This window comes from Homoserinimonas sp. A447, assembly GCF_054489325.1.
Genome location: NZ_JBTMWW010000001.1, coordinates 1,253,335 through 1,270,255, shown reverse-complemented (window position 1 = coordinate 1,270,255; position 16,921 = coordinate 1,253,335). Strand labels below are relative to the sequence as shown.

The window sequence follows — 16,921 nt, the reverse complement described above, 5'->3', positions numbered from 1 at the left end:
CCAATAAGAAGGAGATACAGCCATGCCAGCAAAGAACCTGCAAGAAGTGCTCGATCAGGCCGGAGACACTGTCGAGCTCCTGCGGAACTCGAAACTCGGCGCATACATCTATCCGGTCGTGCCGGCCGAGTTCACCAACTGGCGTCGCGAGCAGCGCGCGTGGCGCGAAACCGCTGTGCTGTACGACCAGACGCACCACATGGTGAACCTGTTCATCACCGGCCCTGGGGCGCTGAAGCTCCTCTCCGACACGGGCATCAACAGTTTCGCGACTTTCCCGGTCGACACGGCGAAGCAGTTCGTTCCCACCGCGCCGAACGGCGGTGTTATCGGTGACGGCATCCTCTTCCACCTCTCCGAACTCGAGTTCGTCTACGTCGGGCGCGCTCCCGCAGCCAACTGGCTGCAGTACCAGGCCGAGACCGGTGGCTACGACGTCGAGCTTCGTTACGACGACCGCTCGCCCTCGCGTCCATATGGCAAGGCCGTCTCGCGCGAGGTATACCGGTTCCAAATCCAGGGACCGCGTGCGTGGGACATCATCCAGAAACTCGCGGGCGGACCGGTCGAGCCGGTGAAATTCTTCCGGATGGGGCACACGACCATCGCAGGCGAGAGTGTCCGCACGCTCCGTCACGGGATGGCGGGAGCGCCAGGGCTCGAGATCTGGGGACCCTACGAACAGCACGGCAAGATCCGCGACGCCATCCTCGAGGCGGGTGCCGAGTTCGGCATCGAGCCGTGCGGCTCACGTGCGTACTCGTCGAACACGCTGGAGTCGGGCTGGATCCCGTCGCCGTTGCCCGCGATTTATACCGGCGAAGACCTCCGCGGCTACCGCGAATGGCTGGCTCCGGACAGCTATGAGGCGATCAACGCGATCGCCGGCAGCTTCGTGTCCGACAACATCGAGGACTACTACCTCAACCCGTGGGAGCTCGGATACGGCTCGTTCGTCAAGTTCGACCACGACTTCATCGGCCGCGACGCGCTCGAGAAGATCGATCCGGCGACGCAGCGCAAGAAGGTCACCTTGGCCTGGAACGACGAAGATCTGGGCAAGGTCATGACGTCATTCCTCGACCGGGACCGCCCCGGATACCAGTTCTTCGACTTGCCGAACGCGAACTACGGCTCATCCAACTTCGATGCCGTCGTCGACGCGGACGGCACGACTGTCGGCCTGTCGCTGTTCACCGGCGTGAGCGCGAACGAGCGGCGCGGCCTCTCACTGGCCACCGTCAGCCAGGACGTCGAGGTCGGGACCGAGGTGAAGGTGATCTGGGGTGAGCCTGACGGTGGCTCGCGCAAGACAACGGTGCAGCCGCACGAACAGTTCAGCGTGCGTGCCGTGGTCAGCCCGGTGCCGTACGCGGTGACCGCACGCACGGAGTATCACGGAGGCTGGCGCACCGCATCTACGGCGTGAGCTGATTGCCGTCCGGCACCCGAGCGGTGCCGGGCGGTGTTCAGGCGATCTCGCGGAGTGCATCCATAACGTTCAACAGGTGGGTGCGCACCGCTCGCTCAGCCCGCTCGGGGTCCCTGGCAACGATCGCGTCAATGATCTCGGCGTGCTCGAGAACAGAGACCTTGGCTCGCTGCGGCCGTGACGAGAGCTTGAACTGGTGCCGCATGCTCTGGGCGTGGAGCCGGGAAAGCACGTCAGCTGCGGTGGCGTGGCCGCTCATCTCCCGGATGCGCTGATCGAGGAGCTGGTTCAGGTGTGAATACTCGACCAGGTCACCCTCGGCGACTGAGACGAGCATTGCATCGCGCAGGCGCAGGAGTTCTTCTACCTGTTCGTCGCCCACAGCCTGCGCCGCTTTCGCTGTGCACAGGGCCTCGACTCCGATCCGTACCTCGATGATTTCGATGGCCTCGTCGACCGAGATCGCCCGCACGCGTGATCCACGGTTCGGGAGCCGTTCGACGAGCCCCTCGCTCGCCAACTCGAGCAAGGCAGTTCGCACCGTGGCCCTGCTCGCCGAGAAGGTGGTGCTCAGGTCGACCTCGATCAGGCGTTGGTGGGTTGCGTAGTCCCCTCGCACGATGGCGCTGCGGATGACGTCGATGACCTGCCTGACGTGGGTTTGACGCGGATCACCGCCTTCGGCTTCGGCGGGGAGGAGGGGCGATTTCACGGTCATCGACATAAGATCACTCTCTTGGACGCCGTGGGGCGTTCGATCGGCGTAGGACTCGATCCAGTATCGTCTACAATATTATCGGATGTATTGACTTTTGGGAGTCTACTATGCGGGTCGCCGTGCTCGGTCTAGGGGAGGCAGGCGGCATTTATGCCGCCGATCTGGTGCAGCGCGGGGCAACAGTGGTGGCCACAGACCCGCTCGTCGCCGACTCACCAGACGGTGCGTCACTGGTCCCGAGCGTGGCTGAGGCGGTGCGCGGGGCGGATGTCGTGCTGAGCCTGGTTGGCGCGGGTGCAGCTGCGTCTGTGCTTGAAGATGCCCTGCCGGAGCTGGCAGCCTCCGCTATTTTCGCGGACATGAACACTGGCGGGCCCGAAGCGAAGCGGATGATGTCCGCGCGCTGCGAGGCGCAGGGGATCGCCTTCGTCGATGTCGCCATCCTGGCTCCCGTACCGCGCGCGCGGATCGCGACGCCGCTGTTGCTGAGCGGCCCCGGGGCAGCGCAGCTGTTGTCGCGCTTGGAGACGCTCGGGGTTTCCGCGACTGACGTCGGTGTTGAGGCGGGCGTTTCGGCCGGGATGAAACTCTTGCGCAGCGTCTTCATGAAGGGCTTGGCTGCGCTGGTGTTCGAAAGCCTGAGCGCGGCGGAGTCCGCCGGAGCACGGGACTGGGTGCAGCAGCAACTCGCTTCGGAGTTGGGGCCTACCGGGGGCGAGCTCGTGCAACGGCTGGTAGAGGGCACACCGGTCCATGCGGTGCGCAGGGAGGCCGAGATGCGCGATGCCTTGGAATACCTCGAATCTCTGGGGTCACCCACCTGGATGACCGTAAGCACCATCGAGTGGCTCCATGAGCTTGCCGGGCGGCGTGACTCCCTTCACACCACCGCCAGTCAGAGCTGAGCCGCGAGGTACTCCATCGAATGCACTGAGGAGTTGACGAGCGGCCGGAGCCGCCCTCCCGGCGCCGCAGCGGGATGCCCAGCCGGAAGATAGGCGGAGCGCATCGCCGCCGAGATCTGGCTGGCGGCGTGCACGAGCGGTTCGATGTATCTGAGTGGTGACGTCTCATCGTTGGGCACGACGACACCGATTGCGGCGATGACGTCGCGGTGTGCCCCGTAGACCGGCACCGCAATGCCCCGCGACGCTTCGTAGATATGGCCGTCGCAAACCGCCCAGCCATCGGCGCGCGCACTCCGCAGCGCCGAGCGCAACTCGTCCTCGGTCTGAATCGTCTGGTCGGTGTAGCGTCGCAGGCCCGCCGCGAGCACCTCGTCGACGAGGCCCTGCCCAGCGTGCGCAAGCAGCACGAGACCGCTCGACGAGGCGTGGAGCGGGATGCGCCCGCCGATCAGGGTGGCGTTGACGACGGCGTCCCGTGCCGACAGCCGGTCGAGGAACAACACCTCCGTGCCGCTGAGGACCCCGAGTTGGGCATGCTGGTTGACCCGCGCGTGCACCTGCTCCAGGTAGGGGCGCGCAAGTTCACGCAGTCCCAGTGCGCCAGGGGTTCGGCAGGAGAGCTCCCACAGCCGCACGCCGAGCCGGTAGCTGCGATCGGGCAGTCGCTCCAGGAGTCCCTCTCGTTCCAGCTCCCCGACGATCCGGTGGGCAGTCGACGGCGAAAGCTTCGCCTTGGCCGACAGCTCGGACAGGGTGAGGAACGGCACGGCCGCCTCGAACGAGCCGAGAACTCGAAGATGTTTGCTGAGCACGGATTCGCCCGCGGATGCTCGTGCCATTGTGCCGCTTCCTGCTCAGAGTGGCTGCCTGTGTCGTGGCTGTTGCCGACAGCCTACCCTCGCTAATTTCTATTGAACGGAAATTGGGCATCCGAGGGCGACCCGCGGGACGTAGTGTTTTCCGCACGAGCAGAACGACGGCGTTCACGGCTTCAACCCTGTGCCGCCGCCCCTCCAGAAGGAAGCGACATGACAACTCAGAACCTGCAGGCCGCGATCGAGAAGACCGGGAATCCCGTTGAAGTGCTGCGGAACGCGACATCGCGGCCGTTCACCTTCCCGGTCACCCCGGAATTCACCAACTGGCGCAGCGAGCAGGCGTCGTGGAAAGACTCCTGCGCTCTCCTCGACCAGTCGCATCACATGGCCGACCTGTTCGTCAGCGGGCCGGATGCCACGAAATTCTTCACCTGGATCGGTACGAACTCGGCGTCCGCCTACCAGGTGGGGCGCGCCAAGCAGCTTGTCGCGGTCAACCACGACGGGTTTGTCATCGGCGACGGCATCCTGTTCCATCTCGGCGAGAACTCGTTCGATCTGGTCGCCCTGCCAATGTTGAGCGACTGGGTGGAGTACAACATACGCACTGGCGATTGGGACGTCAGCCTGGAGCGCGACGACCATTCCCTGATCCGCAAGGGCGATCCGAAGCTGTTTCGCTACGAGCTGCAGGGACCGAACGCGCTGAAGATCATCGAAAAGGTCACCGGCCAGCCGGCGCCGGAGCTGAAGTTCTTCCATATGGGTGAGGTCGAGATCGCGGGCGGGAAAGTCGGCGTGCTGCGGCACGGCATGGCTGGGCAGCCCGGCTTCGAACTGTGGGGGCCGTGGGCGCAGGCAGCAACCGTGCATGCGGCACTCCTGGCGGATGGCGCGGAGTTCGGGATCACCCAGGTCGGGGCGAAAGGCTACTCCTCCGCCAACCTGGGTTCTGGGTGGGTGCCATCGCCGCCGCCGGCGATCTTCCAGCCGGAGCTGAAGCCGTACCGTGAGTGGCTCGAACTGTCAAAGGCGGGTTCGCTCGGCGGCAGCTTCTTCTCGAGTGACATCAGCGACTACTACCTGACCCCATACGACATCGGCCTCGGACGGTCGGTGTCGTTCGACCACGAGTTCCTTGGTAAGGAGGCGTTGCAGCAGCACGCTGAGAACCAGCGTCGTACCAAGGTGACGCTGGTCTGGAACGATGACGACGTCACGCGTGCCCTCGGCTCTGTCCTCGGCGATGACGAGCTTCCGGCGAAGTACATCGAGTTGCCCAAGTCGCGCTACGCGCTCTACCAAACCGATCAAGTGCTGAAGGACGGCCAGTTGGTCGGTCTCTCTCTTGACGTCGGCTACCTTGCGAACGAGCGCGTGTTCCTGTCCCTCGCCACGATCGCCAAGGAGTTCGCGGCGACGGGAACCGAGGTCACCGTCGTCTGGGGTGAGGATCCGGTCTCCCGGAAGGCGCAGGTCGAACCGCATCGACAGGTCGAAATCCGTGCAACCGTCGCCCCCGCCCCGTACTACGACTATGCGCGCGGAGGGTACCGCGCCTCCTCACCCACCCAGCCATAAAAAAGGAAGACTCGTTCCAAAATCGTTGACAATCTCGGTGGCGATCCGTAACATCCTTCTCGTGAGTCAAAGCAGATCACACGCACGACGAGCAACGCTTTAGCCCTTCGATAGCAACGATGCGACCAGGAAGGTACAGGATGGCCGCACGTCTGAGCCTGCAAAACGTCAGCCTCCGCTTCGGGGGTGTCAAGGTGCTCGAAGAGGTGAGCTTCGACGTCGAGCCGGGGGAGATCTTCGGTCTTGTCGGCCCGAACGGGGCTGGCAAGACCTCGCTGTTCAACTGCATCAGCGGGCACTACAAGCCCAGTGCAGGCTCCATCACGATCGACGGAACCGAGGTGCTCGGCACGCGGGCATCAGGCCTCGCCCGCTACGGCCTGGCGCGCACGTTCCAGCACCCGGCGCTGCAGCTCACGTCAACCGTGCTTGAGAACGTCCTGCTCGGCGGGCATACCCGGCTGCCAGGCGACGCCCTCGCCTGGTCGCTTCGACTGCCGTTCACTGTGCGCGCAGAGCGTGCACTGCGAGCAGACGCCCTCGAGCTTCTCGAACGCAACGGACTCGGCTGGGCTGCCCACCTCCCGGTCGATGAGCTCTCCCATGGTCTCCACAAGGGAGTCGAACTCTGCCGGGCACTCCTCTCGAACCCCACGCTGCTGTTGCTTGACGAACCTGCCGCCGGCCTCTCCCACGGGGAGGTCAGCCAGTTCATCGAAGCCATCAAGCGACTGCGGACAGAGGAAGACATCACCGTCGTCATCGTCGAACACCACATGGGACTCATCTCCGCCCTCACGGATCGAGTCGTTGTGCTGAATCACGGTCGGAAGCTCATGGAGGGGACCGCTGCCGAAGCCCAGTCCAACCCACAGGTCATCGAGGCCTATCTCGGGAAGGATGCCGCCGATGACGCTGCTTGAGCTCAGCGACGTGACTGCCTCCTACGGTCCTGTGCAAGTGCTGGACGGCGTCTCGCTCAGCGTGCCAGACGGTGGCGCTGTCGGCATACTGGGCGCGAACGGCGCAGGCAAGACCACGACACTGCGTGCCATCAGCGGAACCGTGCGGGCGCGGGGGAGCATCGTCTTCGACGGGCGCGACATCCTCGGCCTGCGTCCTGACCAGGTCGCCGCGCTCGGAATTGCCCACGTACCGGAAGGCCGGGGCACACTCGGGCGACTCACGGTACAGGAGAACCTGCTGGTCGGGGCGTACCTGCGGAAGGACCGCAAAGCGATCAGCACCGACATCGAGTACTGCCTCGAACTCTTCCCTCAGCTGAAGGACAGAATCAAGTCGAGCAGTTCCGCTCTGTCCGGTGGTGAGCAGCAGATGCTCGCGGTCGCTCGGGCGTTCATGGCAAAGCCGCGACTGCTCCTACTCGATGAAGCATCCCTCGGGCTCGCGCCCAGCACCGCGAAAAACGTCTTCGAAGCGATCAAGAGGCTGCGTCGTGAATCGGGCATCGCCATGCTGGTTGTCGAGCAGAACGCCAATCTTGCCTTCACCCTCGTCGACACTGCGACGGTTCTCGAGACAGGTCGCAACGCATTGACTGGCACCTCGGACGAGCTCATGGGCATGGACGAGATCCGACGCGCCTACCTGGGAGGATGACCATGGGGACCTTCATACAGCTGGTGATCGACGGCCTGGCGGCGGGTTCGATCTACGCTGCGCTGGCGCTCGCGATCGTGCTGGTGTACCAGGCCACTGGCCTGATCAACTTTTCCCAGGGGGCCATGGCTGTACTGGCGGCTTACATCGCTTTCGCATTCTTCGGGCTCGGAATGCCATTGATCCTGGCCATCCTCCTCGCCATCGTCGCGTCGTTCATCATCGGGGCGCTGATCGAACGATTCATCATGCGCCGATTCGAAGGGGGCGACCCCGATACCGCCGTGGTTGTGACCATCGGCTTGCTGACCCTCATCACCGGTCTGTGTGGTTGGTTCTGGAGCTACAATTTCTACAATTTCCCCTCGCTTTTCCCGTCCGACACCATCTCGTTGTTCGGAGCCACCGTGAGCGTGAAATCGATCAGCACAACGCTCACGATCATCACGATCATGCTGCTCCTGCAGTTGATGTTCCAGCGGACCAAGCTCGGGCTGGCACTTCGAGCCGTTGCCATCAACCCCCAGTCTGCTGCCTTCTCCGGTCTGCCGGTCGGCAGGCTCCTCATGGTTGGCTGGGGCCTGGCCGCCGTACTCGGGGCCATCGCCGGATCACTCGTGGCGCCGCAGCTCACCCTGATGCCGAGCATGCTCGACGGTGCTCTGGTGTACGCGCTCGCCGCTGTCATCCTCGGTGGTCTCGACAGTCCCCTCGGGACGGCGGTGGCGGCCTGGTCGATCGGGGTGCTCGAAAACCTCGCCGCGGTTTACGTGCCGTTCATCGGCCATGACCTGAAAATCGCCGTGCCGTTCATCCTGATCTTCGTGATCCTGTTCCTGCGCCCTCAAGGGTTGTTCGGCCGGAAAGACGTGGTGCGAGTCTGATGGCCACGACAAAGGCGCTGTTCCGCAACAAGTGGGTGCTTGTCGCCACGTGGATCGTGCTGGCCGCCATCCTGCTCATCGCGCCACTCGTGCTTCCCGTGTTCGCCAACCAGACACTGACCAAGGTGGGCGTGTACGCGGTGGCGGTACTCGGTCTCAACATCGCAATGGGATACAGCGGGCAGATCCACCTGGGTCAAATCTTCTTCCTCGGCCTCGGGGCGTATGTGGCCGCGTATGGCATCGCGAACGACTGGAACATCCTGCTCGTCTTCGTGCTCAGCTGTGTGGTTCCTGGTTTGGCCGGGTTGTTCGTGTCATTGGCCGCCGCCCGCCTTGGAGGGCTGGCCATCGCGATGGTGACGATCGCGCTGCCGATCGTCGGAGTTCCCCTGGCAAAGCGACTCTCGGAATTCACCGGCGGGTCCCAAGGCACGTCGGCGCGGTTCTCGGGCGCTCCGGATTGGACGGGCCTCGCTGACGATCAGTGGCAGTTCTATATCGTCGCGGTGATCGCCATCATCGCGTTCCTGCTCGCCTACAACCTCGTGCGCGGCAAATTCGGTCGGGCGTTGGCCGTGGTTCGCGACAACCAGGCCGTCGCCGCCGCGACCGGCATCTCGCCGTACCGCTACAAGGTCATGGCATTCACAATCGCTTCCGTATTCGGAGGAGCGAGCGGCTTTCTTTACCTCGTCGCGGTGCAATACACCTCACCCGAGACGCTGCATTTCATCCATTCCATCAACCTCGTGGTTGCGATGGTCATCGGTGGCGCTGCCAGCATCGCCGGCTCACTGATCGGCGGTGCCTACTATGTGTTCGTTCCGCAAATCACGAACGCCATCAACCCGAACCTCACGGCGATCATCCAGGGCGTCGTCCTGCTCGCCGTCCTCTTCCTGCTCCCCGGCGGGCTCGTGACCCTTCCTCGCACCATCAAGCGGATGGCGAGGCGACTGCGAGGTCGACCTTCGCCGGGAACCGACAGTTCCCCACAGACCCCTCCACCACCGAATCCCACCCTGGACTCCGCAGTGGAGCGGCCCGAAGAGACAGCCAAGACAGAGAGGCAAGGTCAAGCATGAACATTCGAAGGAGAACAGGGGGCATCATCGGAATCGTCGCCGTTGCGTCGGTCGCCGCCCTTACCGTGACGGGCTGTGCCCGAGGCGGGGAGGCCGGTCCCGGCGAAGCTTCGGCGAGCCCCGGAATCACCGACACCACGATCACCCTGGGAGTCATCACCCCACTGAGCGGACCAACCGCAGGACCTGGCAATTGCACGGTCGACGGGCTCACGGCCTACTTCGGCGCAGCCAACGCCGACGGTGGGATCGAGTTCGCTGACGGGAAGACCCGCACGGTCGAGATCGAGGCGATGGACGACACCTATGACCCGCAGAAGTCGTTGTCGAACTATCAGTCGCTGAAGGACAGCGTCTTCGCGATCACCTCAGGCCTGGGCACACCCACCAACCGGGCGTTCCGTGAGGCGGCCATCGAGGACGAGGTGCCTCAGGTGCTCATCATGACGGGTGACCCGATCTTCAGTGATGAGGACGAGAGCCCATGGCAACTCGGCTTCGTCCCGGTCTACCAGACCGAGGGCTTTGCATTCGGTGAACTCCTGGCGGCGTCCGGAGGGGACCACAAGGTCGCCATCCTGTCGCAGAACGATGACTTCGGTGCGGGCTACGTGGAAGGCTTCAAGGAGGCCATTTCAGGGTCCGACAACATTGAGGTCGTCGGCGAGTTGACCTACGAGGCGAGCGACACGAACATCGACGCGCAGATCACTGAGCTTGCCGGAACCGATGCCGACGTCTTCGTCAGCGCGAACTCGCAGACGAACCTCGTCGGTCAATCACTGCTGAAGGCGCAGGAGATCGGCTGGCTGCCGAACTGGTTCCTGCCGTCGAACACGTCAAGCCCAGCCATCCTCGGCCCGGGCAATGCCGTCACTTACCCCGGCGTCTACACGACGGTGTTCTCCAAGTCCGCGGCGAGCCCAGCAACCGCCGAGGACGAGGACATGGTCAAGTTCTTCGCGGACATGTCGGAGTACGCGGGTATCGATGAGGTTCCATCGTTCCCGCACTGCGTCTGGAGCTACATGGTGGGTGCCACGCTCGACCAGGTCTTCCAGAAGATGACCGAGCCGACCCGGGCAAATTTCATGGAGCAGCTGCGCACCATCTCCGGGTTCGATGCGCCGCTCGGACTGGATGGCATCCCGATCGACACGGCCAAGGACGGCCAGGCGGCAGTCTCCACCGTGCAGGTGGTGAAGTACAACGGCGCTGGTTACGCGCCGGCCGAATCATTCGAGTGAGTTGAGCTGGAAGGGCCGGGGTGACCTGTTGACAGGCCATCCCGGCCCTTTCGCATGCCGACGCGGTGCGTCGCTACATCGCCTCGCCGATGTAGGAATACTTCACGAACACCTCGGATGCCAGGCCAGACTCTTCGAGCACGCCCTGCACCGCGGTGAGCATGTACTTGGAGTCCCAGCCCATGTAGAGGAAGTTGGAGTCGTCCAGCTGGTCCCAGTGCCCGTTCCACGCCTGCGCCTGGAAGATGGGACCGCCGCGGTGCGAACTGAAGGTGACGACATCCGCTCGGGAGTCCGCCCACAGCCGTTTGAAGATGCGGTTGAAGAGCGACTTGACGTCGTAGACCTCCCAGTGCTCGCCGCGGTACTCGACGTACTCGAACTCGCGCTGCCAGCCTCGTGGCCAGCCCGGTCGGCGCTTCGCGTCGAGGATCGGGGTGAGCCCGTCGTCGTCAATGCCGACCGTCACCGGTTTCGCCCAGATGCCAAGGAACTCGGTAGTCAGTCGGGCGGTGCGCTCCGAAATCTCGGCGGTTCCCCAGGATGACGCTTCGGCCAGTTCCCGGGTCAAGGCCACGGCGCTCTTTGGGTAGACGGATGCCCGCTTCACCGAGAATGACGCGTCGGCGGCGCGCTCGGCCAGGTGCTCCTCGAGCAGCGTCAGGTTGCCCAGCGTCTGTGCGAGAGCACGGTGGCTGTTCTGCTCGTCCTCGCTGAAGTCGGCCCACTGGCGCTGGCCGTCGCCACTCCAGGCGTCGCCCGGCGCGAGCGGGAAGACTGCCTCGATGTCCAGTTCGGCCAGGTTCGTGACATCCGCCAGCCTGCCCAGCACATACGCCGGGTGGGGGAGTTCCCCGTATTTGAGGGCGATCCGCACCCGCTCGTCGGACGGCATGATTCGCGCCATCGCCGATACCAGAGGGTCGGAGCCATCGGCGCGGGCGCGGCAGAGCCTGGCCACCAGGTGGTCATTGCTGAGCCCGACCACCGTTCGGCGGATGAGCAGCGACTGGAGGTTCGCCAGCTCAGCGAGCAGGGCATCCTTCGACAATTCGCCGCGCTGGAAGTCGCGGTAAGCCCGCATGACCAGCGGGTACATGGTCTGGCCGAACGTGTTCAGGTGACCGAGGTGCTTTGCGATCTCGGTATCCCTCTCCCGCGAGGGTTCCATCAGGGTGCGGTAGATCGCCGAGAAGTCGCGCCACTCTGTTGCCAGGTTGCGCAGGGAGTCAAGGTGAAGCCGCGGAAACTCGTGCCGGAACGCGTCGTACACCCCGCGTCCGCCGACAACGTCGATGCCGCGTCCGGTCGTCATCACCAGGTAGTGCCGCCAGAAGCTGGCGATCGATTCGCCCGTGTTCTGCTCGATCGGCAGCCAGAACGTGTCCTCGATCTCGCCCTGCTCGGCACGGGTGAGGCCCATCAACACGTAGTTGTGGATCAACTCGTGGTCGCGCAACGGTTCACCGGTCGAGTTCAGGCTCTCGAAGATCTGCTGGGCGTTCGCATCGCCGCCGAGCGTGATCGAGACATGCTCCAGGCGCTGCAGGCCTTGCCAGACCTGCGGCACCTCCTCGGCCGGCACCTGGCTGCGGAAGAAGGCGTAGTTGTCGTCGAACCGTGAATCGCGGGGTTCGCCACCGTTTCGCCGGTCCAGCACGACCTTCTCGAACACGTCCGCCCAAGCGCGGTGCGGTCGCAGTTTTGTGCGATCGGGCTCGTCCGAGGACACCAGCACTCTCTGCAGTTCCGCGGCCAGGGAGGGGTCGGCATCCTTCACGGTGTGGTGCAGGGCGGCCACCAGGAGCATCAGCGTCGTGATGCGCTGCTGGCCGTCGATCAGCACCAGTTCCCGGGCCTCGATTTCGGCGTTCGTGCTGTCCGCGCTGGCGCTGGACAGGATCGACCCGATGAAGTGGGTGTACCGGTGCTCGGAGTCGGCGGCGGCACGGATGTCGGCAAGCAACTGCTCGCATCCGCCGATGTCCCAACGGTACTGGCGCTGGTAGACGGGAACCACGATGGTCGCGTCGGTGGTGGAGAGCCAGCGGATCGTGTTGACTGCCGTCGCATCGATATTCGTGGCTCTGACCATCTGAGTGATTCGCTCCTTAGCGCCGCCGGACTTCCCAGTTTACGGGGATGCCCAATGTTAGGGTGGCCTTACCAGGGCCTGTTAAAACGTGCTGGCCCCTGAACGAAAGGCACCACCGCATTATGGGTTACATCAAGTCTGCCGCCCTTGAAGAGACCGGCTATGTCGTGCTGGACCGCTACAACGAGCCGATCGACCCGAAGGAATGGCTCGACATCGAATATGTGGACTGGAAGTCGTCTGGTGAGACCCGCTTCGCACCGCTCGCCAGCGCCAAGGGTGAGATCGAGGTGAACGGCTTCTGGAACCACAAGCCGCCGCGCACCGACAAGGACGGCGTCTGGATCGACTCGCAGACTGAGAAGGCCCCCACCCTCACCGCCCGGGCGAAAGAGCCAGGCGCGAACGTCGGTCGCTGCCGCACTATCGAGTTGATGCCGAACGACTACGCGGACTGCCTCTACAACCTTCACCAGGACGACAACAACCGCCTCAACCCGGACGGCACCGGCTGGATCGTGCGCGGTTTCTTCAACCTGACCGACGACAAGGACAGCTACTTCGTGCTGCGCGACAACCGCACCGACCCGAGCGTCGAGTACCGCATCGCCCTGCCTGCCGGCGCCCAGCTGATCGTCGACACCCAGCGCCTGTGGCACGCGACCACCCACAACAGTGAGACGCCGCGCTACTGCCTGATCACGTCGTGGGAGTCCGGCCCAGAGCTCGACGCCTACATCGCCAAGTACAACGGCAAGAGCCGGGTGCCGAACGTTGAGGTTCCGCAGGACGTTCTGGATGCCGGCCAGGCCGAGCAGACGCGTCGCCTTGCCGCGCGTGCCGCCTACTACGCGGCCAAGGGCAAGGCGGAGACCACCGCGATGAGCGAAGCCTGATCCTCAGCTAGCTTTCGCAGCGGATGCCCTGGTCCCGCGACCGGGGCATCCGTCGCCTCGTGTAGCAGAATCAGGCTATGCACATCACCTCCACCGATCTCGCCCACCTTCGCCGCTGTGTCGAACTGGCTCGCGAAGCCCTCGAGTCCGACAATGACCCATTCGGGTCGCTTCTTGTCGATGGCGACGGGGTCGTGCGGTTCGAGGACCGCAACCGCACCAGTGGCGGTGACGAGACTCGCCATCCGGAGTTCGAAATCGCACGCTGGGCGGCCGCCAACCTGACTGTGGAGCAGCGCGCGTCAGCGACTGTCTACACCTCCGGTGAGCACTGCCCGATGTGCGCTGCTGCCCACGCCTGGGTGGGGCTCGGACCGATCGTGTACGCAGCCTCGAGTTCCCAATTGACTGAGTGGCGTGCCGAGTGGCAGCTTCCGCCCGGGCCGGTCGCACCGCTAGCGATCAGCGTTGTCGCGCCCGGCATCCCCATCGCCGGACCGGTGCCGGAACTGACTGCGGAGATTCGAGAGCTTCACCGCCGCCGCTCTTTATGACGATGCGCGGTTACGGAGTGGTAACCCTGAGTGCGTCGACGCTCAGCGTGGCCGCGGCGCCGGTGAAGCTGCGGGAAGCGTAATAGAGCAAGCCGGGGGAGCCGGTTCGCTGGAGGGACGCAGTCGAGTCGGTCGCGGTGAGCTGCCAATCGGGCTCGGTGGTTCCGGTTCGCCAGATCTTGGCTCTCAGGGTCGTCGGACTGCTTCCTACCGCCTGCATCGCGATCTCATAGCTGTTCCCCACGCTATGCGTGAAGCTCGCCGGCAGGAAGACGTTGGCGATCACCGTTTCTCCACCGGCCCGCCGCACAAGCTGTAGCTGGATCCTGCCGTTCGTCTCCATGATCGCCTTCGCCCGGTAATCGTTCGAGTTGTCGACCCGCCGACCTTCGAATGAGACGTACAGACTGCCCCCTGTCGCCAGTGAGTCGAAGGAGAATCGCGCCCGCAGTTCGGTACTGCTGGACTGCACCCCTGGGAGGCTTACCTCCGCTGTGGCTCCCGGTGTCGCCCGGACCGCCCCGACCCCGGAACCCACTGAGAAGCGACTGCTCGACGTATGGGTGGTCCAGGCGCCGCCGATGTCGGCGGTACCCCAGCCAGAAGCCACCGTGCGTTCGTAGTCATCCGAAGCTGCGCTGGTAGGAGGTGGCGGCGGAGGCGGAGGTGGAGGCGGTGGTGGCGGTGTTGCCGCCACCGTCACGACCCGGGTGGCAGTTGCCGTGGCAGAGTCATCGTCGGTCACCGTAAGTGTGATCGTGTAGGTGCCATCCGCACCATACAGGTGGTTGGCGGTCGGGCCGGTGACTGCAGGAGTGCCGTCGCCGAAATCCCAGGAGTAGCCGGCGATGGTGCCATCGGAGTCGCTTGACCCGGTGCCGCTCACCTGCAGACTGCGCTCGGTGATCGTTGGTGTGGTGATGACCGCGACCGGTGCGGCATTTTCGGGCGGTGGCGGTGGCGGCGGTGGCGGCGGTGGTGGAGGGGGAGGCTGCACCGCCCCGATCCGGCCGAACGTCAACTCATCGATCGCCGCCGTCACCGGCACCGCGGTGGCGCTTCCGGAAACATAGAGGCTGACGCCCGGCACGCCCGAGCTCTGCAGCACCGGCGCGGAGTCGCTGGCCGTCACCATCCAGGTTGTCGGCTCTGGCTGGCCCGAACGCCACAATCTCGCCCGGAGGCTCGTCGGATTGGTGCCCTCCGCCTCGACGCGGATGCTCAGCGAGTCGCCCGGAACCACGCTCAGACCAGGGATTGTCAGGTTGGCAAGGGAGACATCCGTGCGATTCTGGTAGCGGATGAGACTCAGGTTGACGGCGCCGCCGGGGACGTAGCGGGCCTTCGCCCGGTAGCTGTCCTGGTTCACCTGTTTGGCCAGGAACGACAGGTAGGTACCGGATCCGGTGCCGGCCTTGTCGATGGAGAAGCGGGAGCCCACGCTGACATCATCGACGGTCACCGAGGGTAGCGTCATCGTTCGGGTGACTCCTGTTGGAGATGTCAAACGGCCTGCGCCGCTGGACACGGCGTAACCGGTGCCAGCGGACGGTGACCATGCCTGGCCGGAGTCTGCCGTGCCCCAGCCGGATGCGACGGTGCGGGAGAACTCGTCACTGGCATAGCTCGACGGGGGTGCGCTGGTGAATTGCCAGGTCGGCCCCGTTGTCGCATCCGTGCCGTCCCGCACCACCGCGTACCACTCGTACTCGGTGTCGGTTTCCAGGCCGTCGAAGGTTACGGATGCGGTGCCACCGGAGGCGACCGAGTCAGTGCCGAGGAGCGTGAAGGGGGCCGGCTGGGTGGCGCTCATGGTGAACGGCACCGTGAAGGAGGAGTCGGCATCCGTCTCGTATTGGTTGAGGGTAGGCGAGTAGGTAACGGCCTGCACCAGGTTCTGGCTCGGCTTGAAGGTGTAGTAGCGCATCCAGCCGTTGCCGCCATTTGCTCGGCTCTGGTAATCGGAAAGCATCTGCGGAACCGGCGTACCGCAGCTGTTCGGATCGAGGCGCCGCCCTTCGCCGGCGTCCCCGTTGTTGAAGTGGCCGTTCAGCACCATGACGATGTTGCAGTTCGGGAAGACCAAATCGGTCCAGAGCTGTTGAGGCGACATTCCCCCGGGGCGCTCGATGGCCGTGGGCCGGTTCGAGTTGTAGTTGATGAACGAGTGCGTCACCAGGATGACCTTGCGATCCGGATGCGCGGCGAGCACCTTTCGCGCCCAATCGACGGTGTAGTTCGGCGTGCCGAACTCGAGGGAGAGTACCAGGTAGTCCGCTCCGCCCGCGGTGAAGAGGGAGAAGCTGTTCATGTTGCCACGGTCGACCGGATCGGTGCCGAACAGGTCTTGTCCGAGGTAGCCGCCGTACTGTGCGGAAGCGGGCGTCCAGTCGGCGTTGGCATAACGACTGGGCGGGAAGTACTGGTGGTAGAGCGGAGACTCGCCCGTGGTGACGTTGAGATCGTGGTTGCCTGGCAACACGCTGTTGGGCACCCCCGCGTCGTCGAGCACCGCCAGCCGTTCCGACACCCGCTGCCACTGGATCGTGCTGGTGTATTCGCTCACGAGGTCGCCCAGCTGGCTCACGAACTCAATGTTGAGGGCACTGCGATTCGCGACGATCCAGTCGGCCTGGGCGCGGATCGTCTCCTGGAAGGTCGACCAGGTGTAGTTCTGGGTGTCGGGGATCACGGCGAAGGTGAAATCGGGCTCGTTCGAGGGCACGACCACAGTCGCCCCGCGTTCCCTTCCGTAGAAGCCGACGGAGAGCGTTGACGTGTCGGGGTCGCTCGCGACCACGCGGAGTTCTGCTGAATCGCCCGCGACGGTCGAGTTCGTGGCGGGAGCCACCAGGGTGGGAGTGTTCGCGGGGGCCGCATAGGCGGCCGGTGTGCCGACAACGAGTAGTCCGGCGATCAACGCTGTCAGCGCGACCCCGGCACCCACCCGCAAGGGCATGCGGGCGGGTTCATTCGAAAATCGTGGCATGGGGGAGGCCTCGGGTTTCTCCGCGGATCGTCATTGAACCGCGAATAGTGAGCCGAATGCTACACCTCTCGAAGTGAAACGAACAGCCCCA

General features: G+C 64.5%; 14 protein-coding genes. 10 read left to right on the top strand and 4 right to left on the bottom strand.

Annotated features, from left to right (window positions below; translation table 11 throughout):
• Positions 1-22: 22 nt before the first annotated feature.
• Positions 23-1,429, top strand: coding sequence for a vanillate/3-O-methylgallate O-demethylase (gene ligM, locus ACX3O0_RS06130; RefSeq protein ID WP_459107128.1), 1,407 nt, complete (start codon positions 23-25; stop codon positions 1,427-1,429).
• 40 nt (positions 1,430-1,469) lie between these two features.
• Here ligM and ACX3O0_RS06125 read toward each other — a convergent pair whose 3' ends face one another.
• Positions 1,470-2,150, bottom strand: coding sequence for a GntR family transcriptional regulator (locus ACX3O0_RS06125; RefSeq protein ID WP_459107127.1), 681 nt, complete (start codon positions 2,148-2,150; stop codon positions 1,470-1,472).
• Positions 2,151-2,257: 107 nt separating this feature from the next.
• On the opposite strand from ACX3O0_RS06125, the gene ACX3O0_RS06120 reads away from it, so the two are divergent.
• Complete coding sequence (locus tag ACX3O0_RS06120; RefSeq protein ID WP_459107126.1) at positions 2,258-3,055, top strand: NAD(P)-dependent oxidoreductase; 798 nt, start codon at positions 2,258-2,260, stop codon at positions 3,053-3,055.
• On the opposite strand, the gene ACX3O0_RS06115 is transcribed toward ACX3O0_RS06120, so the two are convergent.
• Positions 3,046-3,897, bottom strand: coding sequence for an IclR family transcriptional regulator (locus ACX3O0_RS06115; protein ID WP_459107125.1), 852 nt, complete (start codon positions 3,895-3,897; stop codon positions 3,046-3,048). The two genes, ACX3O0_RS06120 and ACX3O0_RS06115, sit on opposite strands and share 10 nt — an antisense overlap.
• Positions 3,898-4,086: 189 nt before the next feature.
• On the opposite strand from ACX3O0_RS06115, the gene ACX3O0_RS06110 reads away from it, so the two are divergent.
• From ACX3O0_RS06110 to ACX3O0_RS06085, 6 genes are all read left to right on the top strand, one after another.
• A complete protein-coding gene (locus tag ACX3O0_RS06110) occupies positions 4,087-5,457 on the top strand; it encodes an aminomethyl transferase family protein (RefSeq protein WP_459107124.1) in 1,371 nt (456 codons plus the stop codon).
• Positions 5,458-5,597: 140 nt separating this feature from the next.
• Entirely contained in the window at positions 5,598-6,380 is a 783-nt protein-coding gene (locus tag ACX3O0_RS06105) for an ABC transporter ATP-binding protein (RefSeq protein WP_459107123.1), read from the top strand.
• Positions 6,367-7,077: an ABC transporter ATP-binding protein gene (locus ACX3O0_RS06100; RefSeq protein WP_459092002.1), complete on the top strand. Its 711-nt coding sequence runs from the start codon at positions 6,367-6,369 to the stop codon at positions 7,075-7,077. The genes ACX3O0_RS06105 and ACX3O0_RS06100 overlap by 14 nt, the downstream gene beginning before the upstream one ends.
• A gap of 2 nt (positions 7,078-7,079) precedes the next feature.
• Complete coding sequence (locus ACX3O0_RS06095; protein WP_459107122.1) at positions 7,080-7,961, top strand: branched-chain amino acid ABC transporter permease; 882 nt, start codon at positions 7,080-7,082, stop codon at positions 7,959-7,961.
• Complete coding sequence (locus ACX3O0_RS06090; protein ID WP_459092006.1) at positions 7,961-9,049, top strand: branched-chain amino acid ABC transporter permease; 1,089 nt, start codon at positions 7,961-7,963, stop codon at positions 9,047-9,049. The genes ACX3O0_RS06095 and ACX3O0_RS06090 overlap by 1 nt, the downstream gene beginning before the upstream one ends.
• Positions 9,046-10,296: an ABC transporter substrate-binding protein gene (locus ACX3O0_RS06085; protein WP_459092008.1), complete on the top strand. Its 1,251-nt coding sequence runs from the start codon at positions 9,046-9,048 to the stop codon at positions 10,294-10,296. The genes ACX3O0_RS06090 and ACX3O0_RS06085 overlap by 4 nt, the downstream gene beginning before the upstream one ends.
• Positions 10,297-10,369: 73 nt before the next feature.
• Here the strand turns inward: ACX3O0_RS06085 and ACX3O0_RS06080 are convergent, their stop codons facing one another.
• Entirely contained in the window at positions 10,370-12,391 is a 2,022-nt protein-coding gene (locus tag ACX3O0_RS06080; RefSeq protein WP_459107121.1) for a DUF262 domain-containing protein, read from the bottom strand.
• A 122-nt stretch (positions 12,392-12,513) separates the two neighbouring features.
• Here ACX3O0_RS06080 and ACX3O0_RS06075 point away from each other — a divergent pair, with 122 nt between their 5' ends.
• Complete coding sequence (locus tag ACX3O0_RS06075) at positions 12,514-13,287, top strand: hypothetical protein (protein ID WP_459092012.1); 774 nt, start codon at positions 12,514-12,516, stop codon at positions 13,285-13,287.
• 77 nt (positions 13,288-13,364) lie between these two features.
• Positions 13,365-13,841, top strand: coding sequence for a nucleoside deaminase (locus ACX3O0_RS06070; protein ID WP_459092014.1), 477 nt, complete (start codon positions 13,365-13,367; stop codon positions 13,839-13,841).
• A gap of 10 nt (positions 13,842-13,851) precedes the next feature.
• Here the strand turns inward: ACX3O0_RS06070 and ACX3O0_RS06065 are convergent, their stop codons facing one another.
• Positions 13,852-16,800, bottom strand: a complete 2,949-nt coding sequence (locus ACX3O0_RS06065; RefSeq protein ID WP_459107120.1) for a PKD domain-containing protein — start codon at positions 16,798-16,800, stop codon at positions 13,852-13,854.
• Positions 16,801-16,921 lie beyond the last annotated feature (121 nt).